Raw genomic sequence first — 23,059 nt, forward strand, 5'->3', positions numbered from 1 at the left:
TATTTTTATGAAAATCAAACTATTAACTTTTCAAATCGGTAAACTTGCATTCGGTTAATAAAAACATCTCTTTTTATTTTGCTATAACAAAAAACATTCATAGATTTGCAAACACATTTGTTAGCGATAAGTACAACTTCTACACTTTTACTTATTTACAATTAAATCTAAGAGATATTGCATCGTGGAAAAGAAAATTTATTCTTATGACGAAGCCTACGAAGAATCTTTACGATACTTTCAAGGTGACGAACTGGCTGCAAGGGTTTGGGTGAACAAATACGCAGTCAAAGACTCTTTCGGAAATATTTACGAGAAGTCTCCGGAAGACATGCATTGGAGAATAGCCAATGAGGTAGCCCGCATTGAGGCTAAGTACCCTAACGCACTAAGTTCCGAAGAGCTCTTCGGCTTGTTGAACCACTTCAGATACATCGTTCCGCAAGGAAGTCCGATGACCGGTATCGGCAACAACTATCAGGTAGCTTCCCTTTCCAACTGTTTTGTGATAGGCGTAGACGGTGAAGCCGATTCTTACGGTGCAATCTTTAAAGTAGACGAAGAACAAGTACAGCTGATGAAACGCCGCGGCGGGGTAGGACACGACCTGTCACACATCCGTCCCAAAGGCTCTCCTGTAAAAAACTCCGCTTTAACTTCAACCGGATTGGTTCCTTTCATGGAGCGCTATTCCAACTCCACCCGCGAAGTTGCCCAAGACGGCCGTCGTGGAGCGTTGATGTTGAGCGTATCCATCAAACATCCTGACTCGGAAGCATTTATAGATGCGAAGATGACAGAAGGCAAGGTTACGGGTGCCAATGTTTCCGTAAAGCTGACCGATGCCTTCATGCAAGCCGCCATTGACGGCAAACCATTTGTACAACAGTACCCCATTGATGCAACGGAACCTGTATTCCAGAAAGAAATCAGCGCAACAGATTTGTGGAAGAAAATCGTGCACAACGCATGGAAGTCCGCCGAACCCGGTGTACTCTTTTGGGACACAATCCTAAAGGAATCCGTACCCGATTGCTATGCAGACTTGGGCTACCGCACCGTATCCACCAATCCTTGCGGTGAAATTCCTTTGTGCCCTTACGATTCCTGCCGTTTGCTGGCCATCAACTTATATTCATACGTAGTCAATCCGTTTAAGCCGGATGCTTACTTCGATTTCGACCTGTTTAAGAAACACGTAGCGCTGGCGCAACGCATCATGGACGACATCATCGACCTCGAGTTGGAGAAGATTGAACGTATCATGGCAAAAATTGATGCCGACCCCGAAAACGAAGATGTGAAACATACTGAAAGCGTTTTGTGGCAGAAGATATACAAGAAGAGCGGCCAGGGGCGTCGTACCGGTGTAGGCATCACCGCCGAAGGTGATATGCTTGCAGCATTAGGATTGCGTTACGGAACGGAAGAAGCAACTGAATTTGCAGAAAAAGTACACAAGACAGTAGCGCTGAGCGCATACCGTTCTTCCGTAGAGATGGCAAAAGAACGCGGTGCTTTCGAGGTGTACGACAGTGAGCGCGAAAAGAACAATCCGTTCATCAACCGCTTGCGCGAGGCTGACCCCGAACTGTATGAGGAAATGAAGAAATACGGACGTCGCAACATTGCCTGTCTCACCATTGCACCGACAGGTACAACAAGTCTGATGACGCAGACTACTTCCGGCATCGAACCCGTATTCCTGCCCGTCTACAAACGCCGCCGCAAAGTCAATCCGAACGACTCCAACGTACACATCGATTTCGTTGACGAAACCGGAGACGCTTTTGAAGAATACATTGTATTCCACCCCAAGTTCGTGACTTGGATGGAAGCACAAGGATACGACCCCGCCAAGCGCTATACACAGGAAGAAATAGACGCACTGGTTGAAAAGTCACCTTATTACAAAGCGACTTCCAACGACGTGGACTGGCTGATGAAAGTCAAGATGCAGGGACGCATCCAGAAGTGGGTAGACCATTCCATCAGCGTCACCATTAATCTGCCGAACGATGTGGACGAAGAACTGGTAAACCGCCTGTACGTCGAAGCATGGAAATCCGGCTGCAAAGGTTGTACGGTCTATCGCGACGGTTCGCGCTCGGGCGTACTGATTTCCGCCAAGAGCGAAAAGAAGGAGGAACTTCCGCCGTGCAAACCGCCTACGGTTGTAGAAACCCGCCCGAAAGTACTTGAAGCCGACGTTGTACGCTTCCAGAACAATAAGGAAAAATGGGTGGCATTCGTCGGTCTGCTGGACGGACATCCTTACGAAATATTCACCGGTCTTCAAGATGACGACGAAGGTATCATCCTTCCAAAGAACGTGTCGACAGGGCACATCATCAAGAACGTCGACGAAAGCGGCAACAAGCGCTACGACTTCCAGTTTGAGAACAAACGCGGTTACAAAGTCACCATCGAGGGACTGTCCGAGAAGTTCAACAAAGAATACTGGAACTATGCCAAACTCATCTCCGGCGTATTGCGCTACCGTATGCCTATCGAGCAGGTTATGAAGTTGGTAAGTTCACTGCAGCTGGACAGCGAAAATATCAATACATGGAAGAACGGCGTGGAACGCGCATTGAAGAAATACGTAATGGACGGAACGGAAGCCAAAGGCAAGAAATGCCCGAACTGCGGCAATGAAACGCTGGTTTATCAGGAAGGCTGCCTCATCTGTACCACTTGCGGTGCATCCCGTTGCGGATAAGCCCCGGCAAGCACAAACGTTTGCATAGGAATTTAAACGAGATAGCTGACAATAGCTGCATGATTATGAGGAATATTTTTTATACTTGCATAATCATTGCAGCTATTGTTATTTCTAAATCTAATATATATGACTTTATCATTTAATATCGAGTACAGAACCAATTGGGGTGAAGAAGTCAGAGTTTTAGGCTCCATTCCTGAACTCGGAAACGAACATCCCGACAAAGCACTTCCGCTACAAACCGTAGACGGTATTCACTGGACCGCAGAAGCAAACATTGCAGTGCCGGAAAACGGGCTTGTCCAATACAGCTATTATATTTTCCGCGATGGTAGCCCCATACGTGCAGAGTGGAAAAACCTGCCCCGTACGCTTTATCTCTCCGGGACCTCCAAGAAGATTTACCGGATACAGGATTGCTGGAAAAACCTGCCGGAGCAACAATACTTTTACACCTCCGCCTTTACGGAATCACTCTTGGCACACCGCGAACGCAGCGCCGCCCCCAAAGGGCATAAGAAAGGATTGCTGATAAAGGCATATGCTCCCTGTATCGACAGCGACCACTGTTTGGGTATCTGTGGAAACCAACCGACATTCGGAGACTGGAATCCCGACAAAGCCATCCTTATGAGCGATGCCAACTTTCCGGAATGGCAGATAGAAGTGGATTCCTCCAAAATCAAATTCCCGTTGGAATACAAATTCATCTTGTACAATAAGAAAGAACGCCGTGCCGTTTGCTGGGAAAACAACCCGAACCGATATATGGCAGACCCGCAAACAGGCGCCAACGAAACACTGGTTATCGGCGACCGCTATGTCTACTTCAGCCTTCCCGCTTGGAAAGGTGCAGGCGTTGCCGTACCCGTATTCTCACTCCGCTCCGAGAAGAGTTTCGGCGTAGGCGATTTCGGCGACCTCAAACGTATGATAGACTGGGCGGTAAGCACCCGGCAGAAGGCTGTACAGATTCTGCCCATCAACGACACCACCATGACGCATACGTGGACGGACTCTTATCCTTACAACAGTATCTCCATTTATGCCTTCCACCCGATGTATACCGACCTGAAACAGCTGGGTACATTGAAAGATAAAAAGGTTATGGCAGAATTCAACAAACGTCAGAAAGAACTGAATGCCCTGCCCACGGTCGATTACGAAGCGGTCAACAAAACCAAATGGGAGTATTTCCATCTCATCTTCAAGCAAGAAGGAGAAAAAGTGCTGGCTTCGGTAGCTTTCCGTGAATTCTTCGAGTCCAACAAGGAATGGTTGCAGCCATATGCCGTATTCAGCTACCTGCGCGATGCTTACAAAACCCCCAACTTCCGTGAGTGGCCCAAATACAACAGCTACGATGTCAAAGAGATTGAAAAGCTATGCCAACCGGAGTCTGCCGATTATCCGCATATCGCCATCTACTATTACATCCAGTTCAACCTGCACCTGCAACTGCTTGCCGCCACCGAACACGCACGCGCCAACGGTGTGGTATTGAAAGGCGACATCCCCATCGGCATCAGCCGCAACAGCGTAGAGGCATGGACAGAACCCCACTATTTCAACCTGAACGGACAAGCCGGCGCTCCGCCCGATGACTTCTCCGTAAACGGACAGAACTGGGGATTCCCCACTTACAACTGGGATGTCATGGAGAAAGACGGTTATGCCTGGTGGATGAAACGTTTCCGCAAAATGGCGGAATACTTCGACGCCTATCGCATCGATCATATTCTCGGTTTCTTCCGAATTTGGGAAATTCCCATGAATGCCGTACACGGCTTGTTGGGGCAATTTGTACCCGCCCTGCCTATGACGCGCGAGGAGATAGAGAGCTATGGACTACCCTTCCGCGATGAATTCCTGAAACCGTACATACACGAGTACTTCCTCGGACAGATGTTCGGCCCACATACCGATTACGTAAAGCAGACCTTCATCGAACCGACGGACACTTGGGAAATCTACCGGATGCGTTCCGAATTCGACACCCAACGTAAGGTGGAAGCCTACTTTGCAGGCAAGACGGATGAAGACAGCATTTGGGTACGCGACGGTCTGTATGCGCTTATCAGTGACGTACTGTTTGTGCCCGACCGCCACGACCCGCACAAGTATCACCCGCGCATCGGTGTGCAGCACGACTACATCTACCGTTCGCTGAACGATTGGGAAAAGGCAGCTTTCAACCGCCTGTACGATCAATACTACTATCACCGCCACAACGAATTCTGGCGTGAGCAAGCCATGAATAAACTGCCGCAGCTGACGCAATCTACCCGGATGCTGGTATGCGGTGAGGATTTGGGTATGATTCCCGATTGCGTGGCATGGGTGATGAATGACTTGCGCATCCTCTCTTTGGAAATACAGCGTATGCCCAAAGACCCGGCACAAGAGTTCGGGCATCCGGACTGGTATCCGTATCGCTCCGTCTGTACCATATCCACACACGATATGTCCACGCTACGCGGCTGGTGGGAAGAAGACTTCCTGCAAACACAACGCTACTACAACACTATGCTCGGACATTACGGTGCCGCACCTGCGGTTGCCACTCCCGAACTTTGCGAGGAGGTAGTGCGCAAGCATCTGTACAGCAATTCCATCCTTTGCATTCTTTCCTTGCAAGACTGGTTGTCGATGGACGGAAAATGGCGTAACCCGAATGCACAGGAAGAGCGTATCAACGTACCTGCCAATCCGCGCCACTACTGGCGTTGGCGTATGCACCTGACACTGGAACAACTGATGAAAGCCGAAAGCTTGAATGAGAAAATAAAAGAGCTGGTTGTACAAACCGGACGGTAAACGGAATTTTCTCTAATAATAAAGTGACGTATCAAAACAGAGGGGGTGTGTCAAAATGTAAAAGCCCTATCATTCTGTCATTCTGAACAAAGTGAAGAATCTCTTCTCTGCATACATAAGAGAGGAGATTCTTCATCGCAAGATTCTCTGAATGACAGAATGATAGGGCTTTTACATTTTGATACATTCAGTCTATTTTGACATATCATCACTCTATTTTTGTATTTTAGAGTGAGCATACCCTATAAACAAAAATTCCCCGCGTTTCACAACGCAGGGAAAGCAAACAAACAAATCACTATACTTCCGAATTAAATCAGAACACTTTCCTTATTGACTCAAAAAGTATAGTTCTATATAAAAGAGTGTGTATAAACACACTCTTTTTTCTAAAATATTATTCTTACTCTAATCCAAAAACAACAGCGCCTTCCATACCGTTTGCAATAGTAACACCGGAATCAACATTACACTTATTCGTGCCACGTCTGTCTATCACGAAATACGGCAAACGAGGAGTATCGGACTCTCCTACAAGTTCATACAACTTGGTAGTTCCTTTCAGGTTTATCATATTATAATCGGAACGAGCATCAACACTAAACTGACGATTATAGTCCGTATTCGGATTGGTACGGGAATAAATATCCGTATCGATAATGTTCACTGTTGTATAGTCTGCCATATGCACATCATCATCACGATTCAATACTATCGCTCCAAATTCTTCAGTTGGTCCTTGAAAATAATTGCGCCCTACCAAAACAGATTTTGACACCGTAATTTCATTATAAGAATTACGGACATTGAAAGCACAACGACCATCCATATAGGAATCAGTTACGTTTGCTATAAGCTGACCACCAAAGAATGTCTGGTTTACGGCATAATAATAACCTTCTATTGATGACTTATTTCTAATAATCAAGTCGTGCTTACCAGTCATATTATAATAATTAATACCACGAGAGTAAGAACGCCCCATAAACGCATTTACTTGTCCGGCATCATATGCCGCATTTCCAATAGCTGTTGCATTAGCACGAATACTCGTTGCATCCAATAAAATATAAGGAGAAGAAGCCACCTCAGAGTTTGCATTACCTCCGATAGTTATTCCACGAATTGACTTGCCGGTAGTCACAACATTAGAGCCATACAGTTCAAGATGAGGATTAAGACCAATACATTGTATTCCACAAGAAGGATCTATTTTTTGTTCGGTATTTGTAATAGTAGAATTACTCAATTTCACCCGTAAATCATCACCCATCACATTAAATGTACCTTCTCCACCTGATGTCAGCTTCAAATTATTAATCTCCACATTTTGTGAAACAAACATTGGTTTAATAAGTTCGGACGTCCCTTTAAAGTCAAGCGTTCCGCTAACAGGCTGGTCAATCAAGATTTGCTCATAACCGGTAACGTTGTCCGCCAACAGATTGTCTACATCTTGTTGAGAAGATACACAACGATAGATATGGCTATTCCAACCAGATTCCTTTTGTATTTCGGAAACTTTACCATACAATCTTACCCCACCCTTCTTCAAAATCAGTTTAGTAATAGTTAATTCACTACTAACAATCAATGTATTCTCTGCAGTAGTAGCGGTAAGCTGTGCTATACTTGTTCCGGTAGCGGTGAAAGTTGTTTTTTCTGAATTAATTTCAACTTCACTCGCTGTAGATACGTTTACAGTCACTTCTTTTAAAACTGCCGTATTACTTTCTGTCGTTGTTGCATTCGCTATTACAACCTTCTTCGTAGTTGCAGGAATTGTTACCGACCGTGGTGTAGTAGCGTCTTCACTGGCAGCCAATACCGGCATCTCTACTTTTACAGGTTCAGACGAACCTACTGAATTTATCGCTTCTTCTGTCAGTACCACATTGGCATGCGTTTTCAAAAGATTGGTTACTTCAGCCACACTTTTTGCTTCCGCAATCTCATGGCTGATGTCGGGAGTGCTAAAGACAGGTTCTACCGTCACTGTAAACTTACCACCTACCGTCATCAAGTTACCGGTAACATTGGTTTTATAGTTACGTCTGATAGGTATGTTTACCAATGATTTATCAGTGATTTTAGAACCATCAGCCTTATGCACACTCAAAGTCATATTTACCGGATAATCTTTGCTATTATCTTTGGGAGCGAAAAGATAATCAAGGGTCAGATTACCGTCAGCATCTACTACATCAGCCGTAGCATAATAAGCCTGTTCAGTCTGTTCACCTTGCACCTCACCCGTAACCGCATTGAAACCTTTATATATTTTTGCAAATACCAGTTGCGCACCTTTTGGCTTCAACGCATCCGACTTAATATCATTAATATCGGTAGTCTTGATATTCAATTGACCGAAAGGACGGGTTAACGAAACATTCAGAGAGAAAGCCTTGTTAACCTCCATCGATTTACTAACAAAGAAAGCATCACGCGTGTCGTCCTTGCTACTTCCATAGTAATTGCCTGTCATTGTAATGTTATTCAGACCATTAGCAGTATTGTAGTGATTATCCAACTTGATGTTCTCATCGGAAGAATTATCAACCACATTATCTGCCCAAAACACAAAGTTATAGGTTTGTGAAGTAACCAAGCGTATATCAAATGTAGCTGCCTTACCCACTACTTTGGCAATACTGCGTGTATAAAGCACATCATTCAAATAGACCTCCAAGATACAGCGATTTACCTTTGAGCCGTCTCCCGGTTGCGGCTCCCCTCCTGCACGCGTATTGACAGATTCATTACCACCGGACACTTGTACACTGAAAGATACCGGCACTTCACTACCGTCTCCCCCATTCACCAGCTCATCATTTTGACAGGCTGTGAAAACCAACAAGATAATACTTGTCGCTAATAACAATAAGTTTTTCATACAAGATATAATTCTATTTGGTTTTTACTTATAATCACTCCAACCGGTATACTTGCCGAACTCACCACCATTGATGATGATATTTTTGTTTACACTGTCATAATAAGCCGGAGTTACATCTAAATTGCCATTGAAAGTACCGCTATTAACAATAAGTTTACCGTTCTTCTTACCATTGTTACCACTAAATTCAACCTTTCCGTTAATAATACTACCGCCATTTACAGTAACAACTACACCTGCATACGAACTAAAAGAACATACATCGAAAGCAAACTTGCCAGTACCGGCATTTATCGTACTATTATTGATTGTACAGCTTTCATTATTGTTGGATACTACATAATCCGCTTTAAGAGCTTCAACTGTAACATTATCCAAAAGCAATTCGCTATAATTTTGAATCATTATACGCTCATTATCACTTTGCAATTTTCCATTTCTGAAAGTAACTTTAGACCCCTTCAGCAACTGGCAGCTATTGGTTTTAGTACCTTCCGAACCAACAGTAGGATTAGCTAACGTAAGTGTATGCTGATTCAAATCTATATCTACTACTTGTCCGTTATTGGTTACAAAACCTCCGCAAGATTTGTCAGCTGTCATTTTCACCTTAACATTGGCATTAGCGCCAAGATAGCCAAGTAAGCTGGCATCAGAGAACGTTCCGCCCGTAACGGTTACATTCTGTTGGAAATTACTCTTTTCTTTGAGGAATATAAGGTCTTTTGCAGCTGTCAACTTTCCACCGCTGATATTCACTGTACAGTCTCCATATTTAGCGGAAACCATCAATGCGGTATTAACCTTACCGCCTGTACCATCACTCCAATCTCCTGTATCACCTGTACCCAAGCTACAAATATCCGCAGTTCCGGAAATATTCAATATACCGCGTTGGATACATACACCACCTGCCGCACCGACAATAGTTCCACCGGAAATCGTTGTTTCACCAGCGTGAGGCAAATAGAGCACATAGTCTGACGTAGAAACCAGCTCACCACCTTCTATTTTGATTATACTATTTTTTGTCTTATCAATACCATTACCGCCAACAGCACACCAACCGACTTCTATTCTACCTCCTTTCATGGTAAAGTCACCACCATCGGAGACGATTATACCGTACTGTCCATTAGCTGCCGCATTATTTCTGACAGCATAAATAGTTCCACTCAGCATTTCCAAGAAAGCATTTTCACCATCAACAACAACTACTCCGTTGCCATCTGTAGCACTATTATAGTCTTTGCTTCCTATAATTTTACCATTACCCTTGCTGTCTTTCAGTGTCAACTGACCCTGTACGGTAATGCTGCCTATTCCCGGAGTACCGGAAATGGGGCTACTATTAGCAGCTGTAATCGTATAACCGTTCAAATCCAGTGTTGCAACCTTATTGACAGGAACAACGACGCTTGCATTCGTTATATCGGCATCTTCTTTCAACGTATAAGCCTCACCCTTAGCAAGGGCTTCTTTTATGGCAATGGCTTCTTCCGAAGCAATCACTGTAAAACCACTTAAATCAGTAGGAAGCGTCGCTTGGTCGGAGGCTATGATATAGGCTGTACCTTGATAGCTGCTTCCCTTAGAAATACTACCTATCTTACCGTTACCAATTACTTTAACGTTACCGGCATTCACCGTCAAGCTCGTTACTTCAACACCCGCTCCGATGACAAGAGTATTGGGAGCAGTACCGGCTGTAACACTCGCATATTTTGTTCCATTCAAATAAACAGTGGTTTCCGCTGCTTCAATCACAAGTGCTGCATTGGCATTGGGTATAGTAATGTTCAATACTTTAGGGACATTGCTACCTGAAGATGAATTTGTATCATACTGAATCGTTATCTGTTTATCTGTTGTCGGCAAGGTGATAGACAATTCTCTGTCGGCAGCAGATGATTTCGGCAATGAAATAGTAGTTTCTGTAGTCGGAGCTTCCGTCACCACTACATTGTCACACTCAGCTAAAGCTGCCGCAACTTCCGATACGGTAGCCACTTCCTTCACCTTTATTTCAATATTATCTTTATTAAATGCAGGCTTCACTTCCACATTAACCTCTCCGGACACTGTCAGCAACTTGCCGCTTACATTGGTTTTATAGTTACGCTGGACAGGAATAGACGTCAAATCTTTTGATGTAATACTCGTTGACCCGTCTTCTTTATAAGTAGTAAGCGTTATATCCAACGGCAACTGCCCGGTACTTGGAGCAAGAATATAGTCCAAAGTCAATGTACCGTCTTGAGCATTAACCACCGATACAGGAGCTTGATAAGAAAGTTTTTGAGCGCCTGATGCATCTCCACTCAAAGCATTAAATGCTGTATACAAATCTGTTTTGAAAGTTAACGAAGCCTTAGCCGGTTTCAATTCCGACTTGGTGGTAGGAATATCCGCCCAATCAGTAGTCTTGATATTTAACTGGCCAAACGGACGAGTTAACTTAATGTTTTCCGTAAAAGCAGCTGTCACCGTTTTCTCCATAGTGCAGAAAAAAGCATCCCGTGTTTCATCATTACCGGTATAACCCGATGTGAAAGTAATGTTTTTCAATCCGTCCGCACTAGTCGTTGTATAATGCAGATCGGAAGTAATCGCAGACGATGCATCAGCCACATGGTCTGCCCAAAATACAAATTGATAAGTCTGTGATGTCACCAGACGAATATCCGAGAATGTAACTGTTTTGCCGCTCATAGCCGCTATATGGCGTGTGCCATAAAGTTGGTCTCCCTGATAGATTTCCAAAATGCAACGGTTTACTGTTGTTCCGTCACCATTAGTTTTTGTCTCCGCCCGTGTAACAGCACCGTCGTCCGGTATCTGTACGTCAAAGGAAACGGACACTTCTTTGCCATCTCCATTCACCAACTCATCATTCTGACAAGCGGCGAACAAGAGCAGGATAATCCCTGCCATAAGTGAAAAATACTTTTTCATACTACTTGTTGTTTGTGAAACATTATTTATTTTGTTTATATCGAAAATCAAGGTATTACCACATTTATTTCGCCATTAAAGCTTGGGTCTACACCGATACTCGGATCAAAATCACGAGTTAAAAAAGCGTCTCTCACAGTCGTTATCTTGTTTCGTTCAATGGGTATCTCCACACCACCTATGCTGTTCACTTCCACCCCGTCTTTATTATAGATAATCATATCTACCGTAACGGCGGATTGTGCACCGTTCACCAATACATAGTCGAAAGCCAAACAAGCTTCCGTATCCGAAATGGATATAGGTACAGAGGAAAAGCTCACACCGGTATCTACTTTGTTAGGGCGATTAAGTGAGAGGTCGAAGCCCGTAGGGAAGTAACCGGAATAAAGCACCTTCAACGTAAGATCCTCTACATCGGTCGTACGGGATGTAGTTCTATCATCGGCTGCAATTTTGTTTTCCGTCTGTTTCAAATTATCAAAGTATTTAATGACATCCGTCGTCACCAGCATAATCTTTGCCAACGGGCGTTCCAACCGCATCTCCTCTCTGTGCTCAGTTTCCAAATCGCAATGATAGGAGGTGAGGTTGAGCGATACCTGTCCCGAAAAGACATCCTTGTAGTCAGTTCCGCCCACGTAATCGCCATTCAGCTTGATAGCCGAAAAGTCTTCGGTGCTATAAAAACAATCATCGGAAGTGCCTGCAGGTACAAAGTCGCGCCATGCCACCACACGATAGTTGCGGGCATGGAGGTCGCATTCCAAAGCGACTTCCCCCGTATAGCCCTCGGGATAGGTGAGCGTGCGGCGGAATTGCAAATTTTGGTCGTACTTGTCGTCGGCATAAACTTCCACCTGATAGCGCACTTCGTACGTATGTCCGTCGGCTGCACGCGTGGAAAATTCGGGAATATCAAAAGGAGTCATGTCTGCACCGGGCAACAGCACGATAGTAGTGTGCACAACCGTAGGGTCGACGCCACCGTCTTCGGGCAGTTCGTGTACACCGCAGGCTGTCAGTAAGAAAAGCGGCAGGCATAAGACAATGCTAAATACGCTATGGGCATACACCTTATTTATATATAGGGAGAATAAACGTTTCATCTGCGGCCTCCTTTCCAATCTATACGATAGCCAAACGAAACACCTACATGGTCTATTCCGAAGAAGTTCTTAGTGCGAGTATCCACATATGCCCCGTTGGGGATATTGAAAAAACGGTCGTAGTGCAAGTAAGCATAACCCAAGCCCAGAGAAAACTCCACGCACCAGCGGTGATGCTTGTCAAGCGGCAATCGATAGCCTGTGTCTACACCGATATTGAACAGGGGAGAATCCGCGTCACTGTCCTGATAGCGGTAAGTGCCGCCTTTTTTGGCATAGTTATAAGTAGCTACGCCCACGTGCGCACCGGCAAACAATCCGTCCACACGTTCAAACCAGTAACGCACCCCGGGCTGCACACAGAATGTACGCAACTTGCGATTGCCATAATTGAAAGGAGAATAGTAGACCGGCAGTACCACGGAAACCGCACGCGAGACATCATACTCTACCGCCATATTCATGGCCAGCATGCCCCACCCCACAGCATTGGTTTTCACCAGCAATGAATGATTGTTGCGATTGATACCTTTTCCGTTGTCCCATTGGGCGTATGCCGGGACAGAAAGAAAAGCCGATAATAAGAAAACGAGCATTCCTAGTCGCATAGCTTGTAATAACGCTCCCTACTCTGCATAGGCAGAAAGGTTAGCATACGTCCTTCCAAGCTCCCGCAAGGACCGGTTATCTAAAAACAGAAACGTGGAGCTGCGTGCTGTTTCTCCGATGAAGGCCCTAGGAAAGCCCGATAAGATGTAAACAGACAGCAGTCCCACGCTGTAAACGTGAGAATCCACTGTGCTGTCCTACATCTATCTAAATGAAAATTTCCTAGGTTTTCATCGAAGAGGACAAAGCACAACGCTTCTAATAATACTTTCTCTAAAAAATCAAACTTCAGTCGCCACTGAATTTTCCTCAAAGGTATAGAAATATTATTAAAAAGAAAAAACTCACGTCTTTTTTTTATCAAAATATTCGGCATTCACGCCCTGATTGTTGTAGAACAAAGATTTTATCCATATGTTTGTACTTTAAGAAATATATTCATTGAGCATGACCAGCTACATATTTTTAGACCGGATGCACTTCTTCGCCTATCATGGCGTTGGTGAACAGGAAACCATAGTAGGCAATGACTTTATCATTGATTTAAGACTAAAAACGGATATCACCCTCGCCGCAGAGACAGACGATGTGACAAACACGGTGAGTTATGCCGATGTGTATGAAGCAGTGAAGGAAGAGATGGCTATCCCTTCCAAATTATTGGAACACGTTTGCGGACGCATTGTAGAACGCCTGTTCCGCGATTTTCCTACCGTAGAAAGTATAGACCTGAAACTGTCCAAACGGAATCCGCCAATGGGAGCGGATATTGAAGCGGCAGGAGTAGAAATCAACGCAGAAAGAACTGCATAGAGCAAAGTTGTGCCATCGTGATGGCACAACTTTGCCTATTCGATGGCACAACCGTGCCAACCCAATGGCAAAACTGTGCCACCACGGTGGCACAAATCTAAATAGATGTTATTTCTTCCGTTTCCGTTTCTTTGCCGACTCCACCGCCTCGGCAACAACCGGTTTGTTTTCGAACCTCTTGGCATAGGTGCTATAATCGGGAACGGTACGTTCGTAAGTAGGGTCAATGAATAACGGACTCGAAATGATATGGTCTGCCGTACTGCGGTTGCAGCAGAACACAATGTTCTCCACCCCGGCAAGGCGCGTCAGGGCCTTGACGTCCGTATCGTGCGGCTGCAAAGTCATGGGGTCTGTAAAGAAGAAAAGATAATCTATCTCTCCGTCCACAATGCGCGAACCCATTTGCTGGTCACCGCCCAAAGGACCGGACTTGAGGATGGTAAAATCCCACTCCACATCGGGATGCTTCTCTTTCAGGGCTTCCAGAATAAGCGTTCCCGTAGTGCCTGTGCAATAGAATTTATGCCCCATCAATAACTCCGAATTCCAAAGTACCCATTCTATAAGGTCTTTCTTCATGGCATCATGCGCCACCAATCCAATCTTTCTAACCAATTTGTCCATAAGCAAGTAACTTTAAAAAATAAACAATCAGAAACAGATTACAGTTCTTACAAGCGGGAGAAGAGTCTCTTCCCATGCAGATAAAACTGTGCCAAGATACTGTTTTTTGCCCGTTCGGGGATTATCAGGAGGGATGTTTTTTTCAGATTCTCTTCGCGGGCTGCCGCAAACGAGGGACGGAGCGAATGGAAAGCACGACGTGCACGAATCACCGCCCACATATTTGAAAACTCGCCTTTCAGCAGAAAGTTCAGTGCCGCCACATAATCGAGCGCTGCACGCACGCGCATCACAGAAGCCAGTTCTTCCTGCGGCAGATTCTTATACAGCATTACAAGATTGTTACGGAAATTGAGAAAAGTCTTACGGGGATTCTCTTTCTTTAATGTTGCGCCGCCCACGTGGTAGACGGTACTCAGAGGCACACAGACCAACATCCGCCCACGGGCACGAAGCCGCCAGCACAGGTCTATCTCCTCCATATGGGCAAAGAAGCGTCCGTCCAGCCCGCCTGCATCTTGATAGTCTTTCTGACGGATGAACAGCGCAGCCCCCGTAGCCCAAAACACCGGAATGACAGTATCATATTGTCCGGTGTCACGCTCCACTACTCCCATTATGCGTCCCCGGCAAAAGGGATAACCGTAGCGGTCTATAAATCCGCCTGCAGCACCTGCATACTCAAACAGCTCCTTATGCCGCCAACTGCGTATCTTAGGCTGACACGCCGCCACTTCGGGATGTGCATCCATATAGCTTACAAGTGGCGCAAGCCAGTGCCCGGTCACTTCCACATCGGAGTTCAGCAGTACCACATATTCGGCGGACACTTGTTGCAAAGCCAAGTTGTAGCCTTCGGCAAATCCCTGATTACGGTCTAATATAATAAGGTGTACGGAAGGGAACTCCCGGCGAAGCATTTCAACGGAATCATCCGTCGAGCCGTTATCCGCCACATAGACCACCGCGCCATCCGCCTCGGAATAGCGCACCACGGAAGGAAGAAATGAGCGAAGCATTTCACATCCATTCCAGTTCAATATGACAACGGCTATCTTATCCATGTCTCACGGCATCCTCACGCTTTAGTTTCCAACGTTTGTGCGACCAGAACCAGTAAGCCGGTTCACGATGAATGGTTTGTTCCAGACGGCGGGCAAAAAGTTCCGTTATCTCCCCGTCAGCTGTTTCTTTGGGAGTTTCAGTTATCAAGTCAAATTGTACGTTGCAATATCCTCTGTCCTGTTTCTTCAGTTCACAATAAAACACAGGGAAGTCCATCAGTTTGGCTATGCGCTCGGCACCGTCCATGAAGCCGGTATCTTGATTCAGGAAAGTGGTCCAATAATGCGCCTCATTAATATTGGGAGACTGGTCGGTAATCATTCCTACCGCCACGCGCTTATTGTCACGACGCAGTTTTATAATTTCACGCGCCGTAGAATGTTTCGGCACATTGTAACCGCCGAAACGGGCACGAATGCGCTTGAACATCGCATCCAGATATCTGTTATGCAGCGGTTTGTAGATTTGCACCGGTATGTCTCCTTCCTGCATGACAGCGCCCATGCCTATAATCCATTCAAAATTCGCATAATGGGGAATGAGCAACACGATGCCGCCATGTTTTTCAATCATGGCAAGGAACTCTTCCTTATTCTCATACTTCATGCGGCGGCAAAGCTCTTCGAAAGACATACGCAGCATCTTTACCTCCTCCAGCATATAATCGCAGATGTAACGGTAGAACTTACGTTCTATCGCCCGTAACTCGGCTTCGGACTTTTCCGGAAATGCATTGCGCAGATTATTACGCACCACCCTTCGCCGGTAATGGGCAACGTGGTGCATCAAAAAGCAAAATCCGTCGGACAGCGCATAGAGCGCCTTGAAAGGCAGCAGTGCCAACAGCCACATACCCGCATAAGTCAGCCAATAGATTAATCTCGATTTCACTTCGCTAATTACTAATCACTTATCACTAAACCCTCATCACTCACCGCCAAGCACGCCCAAAAGCGCCGTGCCGTCTTCATTGAACTCGCCCATACGCACCGAAACCACTTGATTGTCCAGCGCATCATCATGCGGAACTTCCACCCGGATATAATTCGGAGTGAAGCCGTGCATCGGTGTTCCCGGCTTGGAGCGCTCCAACAAAACCGGCATCGTCTGTCCGATATGACGGGCATAGAACGCACGTGTCTTTTCCTCCGACAACTCCAGCAGAAGCTGGCTGCGCCTGTGTTTTTCTTCGGAAGATACCACATAGTCTATCTTTAAAGCCTGCGTACCCGGACGCTCGGAATAGCTGAACACATGAAGCTGCGTCACGTCCAAGCTCCGGATGAAACGGTATGCCTGTTCAAAGTATTCTTCCGTCTCTCCGCGCGTGCCTACAATCACATCCACCCCGATAAAAGCATCGGGCATCACTTCCTTTATCTTCTTCACCTTAGAAGCGAACAAAGCCGTGTCATACCGTCTGCGCATCAGCTTCAGCACTTCATCGCTACCCGACTGCAACGGGATGTGGAAATGGGGCATGAACCGTTTGGAACGGGACACGAACTCTATGATTTCATCCGTCAGCAGATTAGGTTCGATAGAAGAAATACGATAACGTTCGATACCCTCCACCTCGTCCAACGCTTTCACCAAATCAAAAAAGGTTTCACCCGTCGTCTTGCCGAAATCGCCTATGTTGACTCCGGTCAATACAATTTCCTTACCGCCTTCGGCCGCCGCCTGACGGGCCTGTTCCACAAGGGAAGCAATACTTCCGTTGCGGCTGCGCCCGCGGGCAAAAGGTATGGTGCAATAAGAACAGTAATAATCGCAACCGTCCTGCACCTTCAGGAAGAAACGGGTGCGGTCGCCGCGCGAACACGACGGAGCAAACGAACGTATATCTTTCAAAGCAGAGGTGTAAGCCTCGCCGCTTTCGTGTTTTTGCAAATCGCCCAGATACTGAAGCAGGTCTTTCTTTTGCTCCGCACCCAGAACCACATCCACCCCTTCTATCTTTGCCACAGCATCAGGCTTCAGCTGGGCATAGCAGCCCGTCACCACCACAAAGGCGCCCGGATGTTGCTTCACCAACCGATGGATAGCCTGACGGCACTTCTTGTCCGCCACCTCGGTCACCGAACAGGTATTAACCACACATATATCCGCTTTCTCTCCCTTGCGTGCCGTACGCACTCCTGCCTCCCGCAAAATCTTACCGATAGTCGAGGTTTCAGAGAAGTTCAGCTTGCAACCCAACGTATAGTAAACCGCTGTCTTATCTTGAAATATATTGGTATCTATCATGAGCCTAAATCACATTTTCACGACAAAGGTACACATTATTATTATATTTTTCCTACTTTTGCACAATTCATCAAAAAACGTGCAATGATACAAGAAAACTTTATCAAGCTATACGAGCATAGTTTCCGCGAGAATTGGGATCTCCCCTGCTACACCGATTATGGAGAAAACGAAAGCTACACCTATGGAGAAGTAGCGCAAGAAATTGCCAAATTGCACTTGCTGTTCAAGCATTGCAGCCTGCGCCGCGGCGACAAAATCGCCGTTATCGGCAAGAACAACGCCCGCTGGTGCATTGCCTATATGGCCGTTATCACCTATGGCGGCATCGTGGTTCCTATCCTGCAGGACTTCAACCCCAATGACGTACATCATATCGTCAACCATTCCGAATCCGTATTCCTTTTTACCAGCGATGCCATTTGGGAACATCTGGAGGAGGAACGGCTTACCGGCTTGCGCGGCGTATTCTCTCTCAATGATTTCCGCTGTTTGTACCAGCGTGACGGAGAGACTATCCAACGCTTCCTCAGACGCTTGGATGACAAAATGGAAGAAACCTATCCGAATGGTTTCACACAAAAAGATGTAACCTATACGGAGCTCTCCAATGACAAGATAATGTTGCTGAACTACACCTCCGGCACTACCGGTTTCAGCAAAGGCGTTATGCTGACAGGAAATAATCTGGCAGGAAACGTAACTTTCGGCATTCGCACCGAATTACTGAAGAAAGGTGATAAAGTGCTTTCGTTCCTGCCATTAGCTCATGCTTACGGTTGCGCTTTCGATTTTCTGACCGCCACTGCCGTGGGTACTCACGTCACACTGTTGGGCAAAGTGCCCTCTCCCAAAATCCTGATGAAAGCATTTGAAGAAGTAAAACCGAATCTGATTATAACCGTACCCCTCGTTATCGAAAAGATATACAAGAATGTCATCCAACCCATTATCAATAAAAAATCAATGAAATGGGCGCTCAGCATCCCATTGCTGGACGGACAGATATACGGACAAATCCGTAAGAAACTGGTAGATGCGCTGGGGGGCAGGTTCAAGGAAGTTATCATTGGCGGCGCCGCCATGAATCCGGAAGTGGAAGAGTTCTTTCATCGTATCAAATTTCCGTTTACCATCGGTTACGGCATGACAGAATGCGCTCCGCTTATCAGCTACGCCCCATGGAATGAATTTGTACCGACCTCCTCCGGACGGGTGCTTGACATCATGGAAGCCCGTATCTACAAGGAAAATCCGGACGACCGCCTCGGAGAAATACAAGTGCGCGGTGAAAATGTAATGGCCGGCTACTACAAGAATCAGGAAGCCACCAAAGAAGTGTTTACCGAAGACGGCTGGTTGCGTACCGGTGATTTAGGCACTTTGGACGAAAACAACAATCTCTACATACGCGGACGTAGCAAAACGATGATTCTTAGCTCCAGCGGACAAAATATTTTCCCGGAGGAAATAGAGGCTCGTCTCAATAATATGCCGTTTGTTTTGGAAAGCCTTGTTATTGAACGCAACAAGAAACTGGTAGCCTTAGTCTATGCCGACTATGAAGCTCTGGACTCCTTAGGACTGAATAATCCGGAGAATATAAAGACCATTATGGACGAAAATCTCAAAAACCTGAATAACAGCGTTGCCGCTTACGAAAAGGTCAGCCAAATACAGCTTTATCCGACAGAATTTGAAAAAACGCCCAAAAGAAGTATCAAAAGGTATCTATATAACAGCATTGCAGAGGTTTAATATGTTATAAAACATACCAAAAGCGCAAAAAACGGGCTATCCTCAAAAAAAATTATAAAAAAAGTTGGGGTTTTAAGAACAACGTATCTAAAAAGTACATACCTTTGCATCGTTTTAATAAAGCAATTGATTGTATTACGTTTTAAAAGTAAAGAAAATGAAAAAATTAGTTTTGATGGCCGTAGCTATCGTAGCAGTATCTTTCGCATCTTGTGGTAACAAAGCAGCTAACGCTGAACAAGCAACAGCTGACTCAATCCGCATCGCTGACTCAATCGCAGCTGTAGAAGCAGCCGCAGCTGAAGCAGCAGCCGCAGCAGTAGCTGATACTACTGCAGTAGATAGCGCAGCAGTTGTAGCTGAATAATTTCAGTACAACATTAGAGAGAATTGAAAGTCTGACGTACGAAAGTACGGGCAGACTTTTTTTATGCCCGTAAGTATATCTATTTCTCCACATAGTTTTGCAAGTGACCTACAAAACAGTTTTACCATTTCCAGTCATTCAGAGCGAAGCGAAGAATCTCTTCCCTATATCCACCAAGAAAGGAGATTCTTCGCTTCGCTCTGAATGACTGGAAATCAAAAAAAAGCCCGGTCTCTTTTCAGAAACCGGGCTTCTCCCTTTATATAGAATTCTATATTATGCTTCTTCAGCAACTACTTCGAAAGGAATTTCTACAGAAACTTCCTTGTGCAATTTAACGATAGCTTTGTAGTTACCAATTTCCTTCACTGCGTCTTTAACAACGATAATCTTACGATCGATGTTGTGACCCAATTTAGCCAGCTCTTCAGCAATCTGGATATTACCAACTGAACCGAAGATAGTGCCGGTTGCGCTAACCTTAGTAGCAATCTTCAAAGATACGCCTTCCAGTTTAGCAGCCAGTTCTTCAGCATCCTTTTTGATTTTCTCCAACTTGTGAGCGCGTTGTTTCAACTCTTCAGCCAGCATTTTCTTTGCAGCAGGAGAAGCAATGACAGCTTTTCCTGTCGGGATGAGGTAGTTACGACCATAACCGGACTTAACGGTTACGATATCGTTCTTATAACCCAAGTTTACTATGTCTTCTTTCAATATAATTTCCATACTTTCCTCCTCCTATTATTTCATCATGTCAGTTACATAAGGCAGCAACGCCAAGTGACGTGCTCTCTTCACAGCTTGAGCTACACGACGTTGGAACTTCAAAGAAGTACCTGTAATACGACGCGGAAGGATTTTACCTTGTTCATTCAAGAATTTCTTCAAGAATTCAGGATCTTTGTAATCGATGTACTTAATACCGCTCTTTTTGAAACGGCAGTATTTTTTCTTCTTAACGTCTACTGAGGGCGGAGTTAAATATCTGATTTCTGATTGAACTTGTTGTGCCATGATTAATCCTCCTTTTTAGTTGATTTAACACTTCTTCTCTTTGCAGCGTATTCAGCAGCGTACTTGTCTTGCTTGAAAGTCAAGAAGCGGATAACGCGCTCGTCACGACGGAAGTTTAATTCCAGTTTCTCAATTACAGTAGGTTCTGCATTGAACTCAATCAGCTGATAGAAACCGGTTGACTTCTTCTGGATTGGATAAGCCAGCTTTTTCAGTCCCCAGTTTTCTTCATTTACAATCTCAGCACCTTCAGCAGTAAGGATGCCTTTGAATTTTTCTACCGCTTCCTTCATCTGAACATCAGACAAAACGGGAGTCAAAATGAAAACGGTTTCGTATTGATTCATACTCGTTTAATTAAATAAATAAATTATTCGTTTATTAAATGCGGGTGCAAAGGTAAGCATTTTATTTTGAACTACAAAAATAAGCGGACTTATTTTGTATTGTATCCAACTTATACTATATTTGCAAAGTTGTTTAAACAATAATTTCATGATAGAGCAATTCAACTTTGATATCCGGCTGATATTTGCCATACTCAATGGCAAAGTATCCGCAGCCATTAACCGCAAATTATCACGCAACTTCAGACAGAACGGTTTGGAAATCACTCCCGAACAATGGACTGTCCTCATCTTCTTATGGGAAAAAGACGGGGTGACACAACAAGAGTTGTGTAATGCAACTTTTAAAGACAAGCCCAGCATGACCCGTCTCATAGACAACATGGAACGCCAGCATCTTGTAGTACGCATTTCTGATAAAAAAGACCGCCGCACCAATCTGATACACCTTACCAAAGACGGTAAGGAGTTGGAGGAGCGTGCTCGTGTCATTGCCAATCAAACACTGAAAGAAGCATTACAAGGTATTACTATTGAAGAACTAAGTGTGAGCCAGGAAGTGCTGAGAAAAATATTTTTCAATACGAAAGACTAGGAAAATGAAGAATGAAAAATTATTTTGTCCTTCGTTCTTCATTAAATTAGGTTGAATAATAGTTTTTTTGCAAAAATAATTTCGCTTGTTAAAGAATTATGCTTTTCTTTGTGACAAGAATACGAAAATAATAATCTATTAAAATACACACATATGAAAGGCTTATTAAAAAATCTGGGATTGATATTAATCTTGGTAGGAGCTGTAATCTTGGTTGCATGTTCTTTTACCGGCAATGTAAATAACAACGCGATTCTGGGAACCAGCGCTGTTTTAGTTGTAATAGGATTGATTTCTTACATCCTTATCAACAAGAGAATTGCTGATTAATACCGAGAAAAAGAAATAAAAAAAGGCGATTGCAATGCAACCGCCTTTTTTTATTTTCCACTGTCTGGAGACCGAGCCCGTTAGGACTCAGCTTCCGGAGTAATAAGTTTATATCCCTTTCCGTGAATATTGATAATCTCAATAGATTCATCTTCTTTCAGGTGCTTACGCAGTTTGGTAATATATACGTCCATGCTGCGTGCATTGAAGTAGTTATCATCAATCCAGATAGTCTTCAATGCAAAGTCACGCTGCAAGATTTCATTAGCATGCGCACAAAGCAAGCCCAGCAATTCCGACTCTTTTGTAGTCAATTTAGTCTGTTTCTCCGGTGTTGACAAAATCTGTTTCTGAGTGTCAAAAGTAAACTTACCAATCTTGTAAATACTACTTTCTTTGTTCTTCTTGCCACGAACACGTCTCAAGATAGCCTCAATTCTGAAAGTAAGTTCTTCCATACTGAACGGTTTGGTGATGTAATCATCCGCACCGATTTTGAAACCTTCCAAAATATCTTCTTTCAAAGTTTTGGCTGTCAAGAAGATAACGGGGATTTCAGCATTTGCAGCACGAACTTCTTGCGCCAATGTAAAACCGTCTTTCTTCGGCATCATTACGTCAAATACGCACAAGTCATATTTGTTTTTCAGGAAAGCCTTATATCCGGCCTCTCCATCAGGATATAACTCGGCTGCATAGCCTTTAGCCTGTAAATATTCTCTTAAAAGCATGCCAAGATTCTCATCATCTTCGCACAATAAAATACGCAGTTTCTCATCCAT

19 protein-coding genes are annotated in these 23,059 nt (G+C 44.8%); 7 read left to right on the top strand and 12 right to left on the bottom strand.

The features are described 5' to 3' along the window. The first annotated feature begins 184 nt into the window (after nt 1-184). On the top strand, nt 185-2,722 hold the full coding sequence (locus DW121_RS06590) for an adenosylcobalamin-dependent ribonucleoside-diphosphate reductase (RefSeq protein WP_117710897.1): 2,538 nt from the start codon (nt 185-187) through the stop codon (nt 2,720-2,722). A 129-nt stretch (nt 2,723-2,851) separates the two neighbouring features. Continuing rightward, complete coding sequence (locus DW121_RS06595; protein WP_118323343.1) at nt 2,852-5,542, top strand: 4-alpha-glucanotransferase; 2,691 nt, start codon at nt 2,852-2,854, stop codon at nt 5,540-5,542. A gap of 403 nt (nt 5,543-5,945) precedes the next feature. Here DW121_RS06595 and DW121_RS06600 read toward each other — a convergent pair whose 3' ends face one another. From DW121_RS06600 to DW121_RS06615, 4 genes are read right to left on the bottom strand one after another with little or no spacing between them, the layout of a single operon-like run. Then, a complete protein-coding gene (locus DW121_RS06600) occupies nt 5,946-8,435 on the bottom strand; it encodes a DUF6562 domain-containing protein (RefSeq protein WP_147399664.1) in 2,490 nt (829 codons plus the stop codon). Nucleotides 8,436-8,459: 24 nt separating this feature from the next. Further along, a complete protein-coding gene (locus tag DW121_RS06605; protein ID WP_118323418.1) occupies nt 8,460-11,393 on the bottom strand; it encodes a DUF6562 domain-containing protein in 2,934 nt (977 codons plus the stop codon). A 47-nt stretch (nt 11,394-11,440) separates the two neighbouring features. Beyond that, nucleotides 11,441-12,502 carry a DUF6562 domain-containing protein gene (locus DW121_RS06610; protein ID WP_233555781.1) on the bottom strand — a complete coding sequence of 354 codons (1,062 nt, stop codon included), beginning with the start codon at nt 12,500-12,502 and terminating at the stop codon, nt 11,441-11,443. Beyond that, the gene (locus DW121_RS06615) at nt 12,499-13,110 is read right to left on the bottom strand and encodes a DUF3575 domain-containing protein (RefSeq protein ID WP_118323345.1); all 612 of its coding nucleotides are present in this window, start codon (nt 13,108-13,110) and stop codon (nt 12,499-12,501) included. Before DW121_RS06615 ends, DW121_RS06610 begins: the two co-directional genes overlap by 4 nt. 448 nt (nt 13,111-13,558) lie before the next feature. Here DW121_RS06615 and folB point away from each other — a divergent pair, with 448 nt between their 5' ends. After that, nucleotides 13,559-13,924, top strand: a complete 366-nt coding sequence (gene folB / locus DW121_RS06625; protein WP_118323347.1) for a dihydroneopterin aldolase — start codon at nt 13,559-13,561, stop codon at nt 13,922-13,924. Between the two features lie 108 nt (nt 13,925-14,032). On the opposite strand, the gene DW121_RS06630 is transcribed toward folB, so the two are convergent. From DW121_RS06630 to mtaB, 4 genes are read right to left on the bottom strand one after another with little or no spacing between them, the layout of a single operon-like run. Next, nucleotides 14,033-14,551, bottom strand: coding sequence for a methylglyoxal synthase (locus DW121_RS06630; RefSeq protein ID WP_117710916.1), 519 nt, complete (start codon nt 14,549-14,551; stop codon nt 14,033-14,035). A 47-nt stretch (nt 14,552-14,598) separates the two neighbouring features. Next, nucleotides 14,599-15,615, bottom strand: coding sequence for a glycosyltransferase family 2 protein (locus tag DW121_RS06635; protein WP_118323348.1), 1,017 nt, complete (start codon nt 15,613-15,615; stop codon nt 14,599-14,601). Next, complete coding sequence (locus DW121_RS06640) at nt 15,608-16,507, bottom strand: lysophospholipid acyltransferase family protein (RefSeq protein WP_118323349.1); 900 nt, start codon at nt 16,505-16,507, stop codon at nt 15,608-15,610. Before DW121_RS06640 ends, DW121_RS06635 begins: the two co-directional genes overlap by 8 nt. A gap of 36 nt (nt 16,508-16,543) precedes the next feature. Next, nucleotides 16,544-17,866, bottom strand: a complete 1,323-nt coding sequence (gene mtaB, locus DW121_RS06645) for a tRNA (N(6)-L-threonylcarbamoyladenosine(37)-C(2))-methylthiotransferase MtaB (RefSeq protein WP_118323350.1) — start codon at nt 17,864-17,866, stop codon at nt 16,544-16,546. An 84-nt stretch (nt 17,867-17,950) separates the two neighbouring features. On the opposite strand from mtaB, the gene DW121_RS06650 reads away from it, so the two are divergent. Beyond that, nucleotides 17,951-19,624, top strand: coding sequence for a long-chain fatty acid--CoA ligase (locus tag DW121_RS06650; RefSeq protein WP_118323420.1), 1,674 nt, complete (start codon nt 17,951-17,953; stop codon nt 19,622-19,624). A 157-nt stretch (nt 19,625-19,781) separates the two neighbouring features. Next, nucleotides 19,782-19,991, top strand: a complete 210-nt coding sequence (locus tag DW121_RS06660; RefSeq protein ID WP_117710920.1) for a hypothetical protein — start codon at nt 19,782-19,784, stop codon at nt 19,989-19,991. Between the two features lie 276 nt (nt 19,992-20,267). Here DW121_RS06660 and rplI read toward each other — a convergent pair whose 3' ends face one another. From rplI to rpsF, 3 genes are read right to left on the bottom strand one after another with little or no spacing between them, the layout of a single operon-like run. Beyond that, entirely contained in the window at nt 20,268-20,717 is a 450-nt protein-coding gene (gene rplI, locus DW121_RS06665; RefSeq protein ID WP_117710921.1) for a 50S ribosomal protein L9, read from the bottom strand. A 15-nt stretch (nt 20,718-20,732) separates the two neighbouring features. Further along, the gene (rpsR, locus tag DW121_RS06670) at nt 20,733-21,005 is read right to left on the bottom strand and encodes a 30S ribosomal protein S18 (protein WP_004288442.1); all 273 of its coding nucleotides are present in this window, start codon (nt 21,003-21,005) and stop codon (nt 20,733-20,735) included. A gap of 2 nt (nt 21,006-21,007) precedes the next feature. Beyond that, nucleotides 21,008-21,352, bottom strand: coding sequence for a 30S ribosomal protein S6 (gene rpsF, locus DW121_RS06675; RefSeq protein ID WP_004288441.1), 345 nt, complete (start codon nt 21,350-21,352; stop codon nt 21,008-21,010). A 148-nt stretch (nt 21,353-21,500) separates the two neighbouring features. On the opposite strand from rpsF, the gene DW121_RS06680 reads away from it, so the two are divergent. Together DW121_RS06680 and DW121_RS15690 are read left to right on the top strand one after the other, a co-directional pair. Then, complete coding sequence (locus tag DW121_RS06680) at nt 21,501-21,947, top strand: MarR family winged helix-turn-helix transcriptional regulator (RefSeq protein WP_022103713.1); 447 nt, start codon at nt 21,501-21,503, stop codon at nt 21,945-21,947. Between the two features lie 153 nt (nt 21,948-22,100). Beyond that, entirely contained in the window at nt 22,101-22,277 is a 177-nt protein-coding gene (locus DW121_RS15690) for a hypothetical protein (protein ID WP_004288438.1), read from the top strand. A gap of 80 nt (nt 22,278-22,357) precedes the next feature. Here DW121_RS15690 and DW121_RS06685 read toward each other — a convergent pair whose 3' ends face one another. Next, the gene (locus tag DW121_RS06685; RefSeq protein ID WP_009123069.1) at nt 22,358-23,059 is read right to left on the bottom strand and encodes a response regulator transcription factor; all 702 of its coding nucleotides are present in this window, start codon (nt 23,057-23,059) and stop codon (nt 22,358-22,360) included.

The organism is Bacteroides sp. AM10-21B, assembly GCF_003472565.1.
Taxonomy (GTDB): Bacteria; Bacteroidota; Bacteroidia; order Bacteroidales; family Bacteroidaceae; genus Bacteroides; species Bacteroides propionicigenes.

Bases quoted from the DNA above. Each gene is read 5' to 3' on its own strand.
- DW121_RS06630 (WP_117710916.1), bottom strand. From the start codon at position 14,551: ATGGACAAATTGGTTAGAAAGATTGGATTGGTGGCGCATGATGCCATG.
- mtaB (WP_118323350.1), bottom strand. From the start codon at position 17,866: ATGATAGATACCAATATATTTCAAGATAAGACAGCGGTTTACTATACG.
- folB (WP_118323347.1), top strand. From the start codon at position 13,559: ATGACCAGCTACATATTTTTAGACCGGATGCACTTCTTCGCCTATCAT.
- DW121_RS06615 (WP_118323345.1), bottom strand. From the start codon at position 13,110: ATGCGACTAGGAATGCTCGTTTTCTTATTATCGGCTTTTCTTTCTGTC.
- DW121_RS06635 (WP_118323348.1), bottom strand. From the start codon at position 15,615: ATGGATAAGATAGCCGTTGTCATATTGAACTGGAATGGATGTGAAATG.
- rplI (WP_117710921.1), bottom strand. From the start codon at position 20,717: ATGGAAATTATATTGAAAGAAGACATAGTAAACTTGGGTTATAAGAAC.
- DW121_RS06600 (WP_147399664.1), bottom strand. From the start codon at position 8,435: ATGAAAAACTTATTGTTATTAGCGACAAGTATTATCTTGTTGGTTTTC.
- DW121_RS06680 (WP_022103713.1), top strand. From the start codon at position 21,501: ATGATAGAGCAATTCAACTTTGATATCCGGCTGATATTTGCCATACTC.
- DW121_RS15690 (WP_004288438.1), top strand. From the start codon at position 22,101: ATGAAAGGCTTATTAAAAAATCTGGGATTGATATTAATCTTGGTAGGA.
- DW121_RS06685 (WP_009123069.1), bottom strand. From the start codon at position 23,059: ATGGATGAGAAACTGCGTATTTTATTGTGCGAAGATGATGAGAATCTT.
- DW121_RS06650 (WP_118323420.1), top strand. From the start codon at position 17,951: ATGATACAAGAAAACTTTATCAAGCTATACGAGCATAGTTTCCGCGAG.
- DW121_RS06610 (WP_233555781.1), bottom strand. From the start codon at position 12,502: ATGAAACGTTTATTCTCCCTATATATAAATAAGGTGTATGCCCATAGC.
- rpsF (WP_004288441.1), bottom strand. From the start codon at position 21,352: ATGAATCAATACGAAACCGTTTTCATTTTGACTCCCGTTTTGTCTGAT.
- rpsR (WP_004288442.1), bottom strand. From the start codon at position 21,005: ATGGCACAACAAGTTCAATCAGAAATCAGATATTTAACTCCGCCCTCA.
- DW121_RS06595 (WP_118323343.1), top strand. From the start codon at position 2,852: ATGACTTTATCATTTAATATCGAGTACAGAACCAATTGGGGTGAAGAA.
- DW121_RS06660 (WP_117710920.1), top strand. From the start codon at position 19,782: ATGAAAAAATTAGTTTTGATGGCCGTAGCTATCGTAGCAGTATCTTTC.
- DW121_RS06605 (WP_118323418.1), bottom strand. From the start codon at position 11,393: ATGAAAAAGTATTTTTCACTTATGGCAGGGATTATCCTGCTCTTGTTC.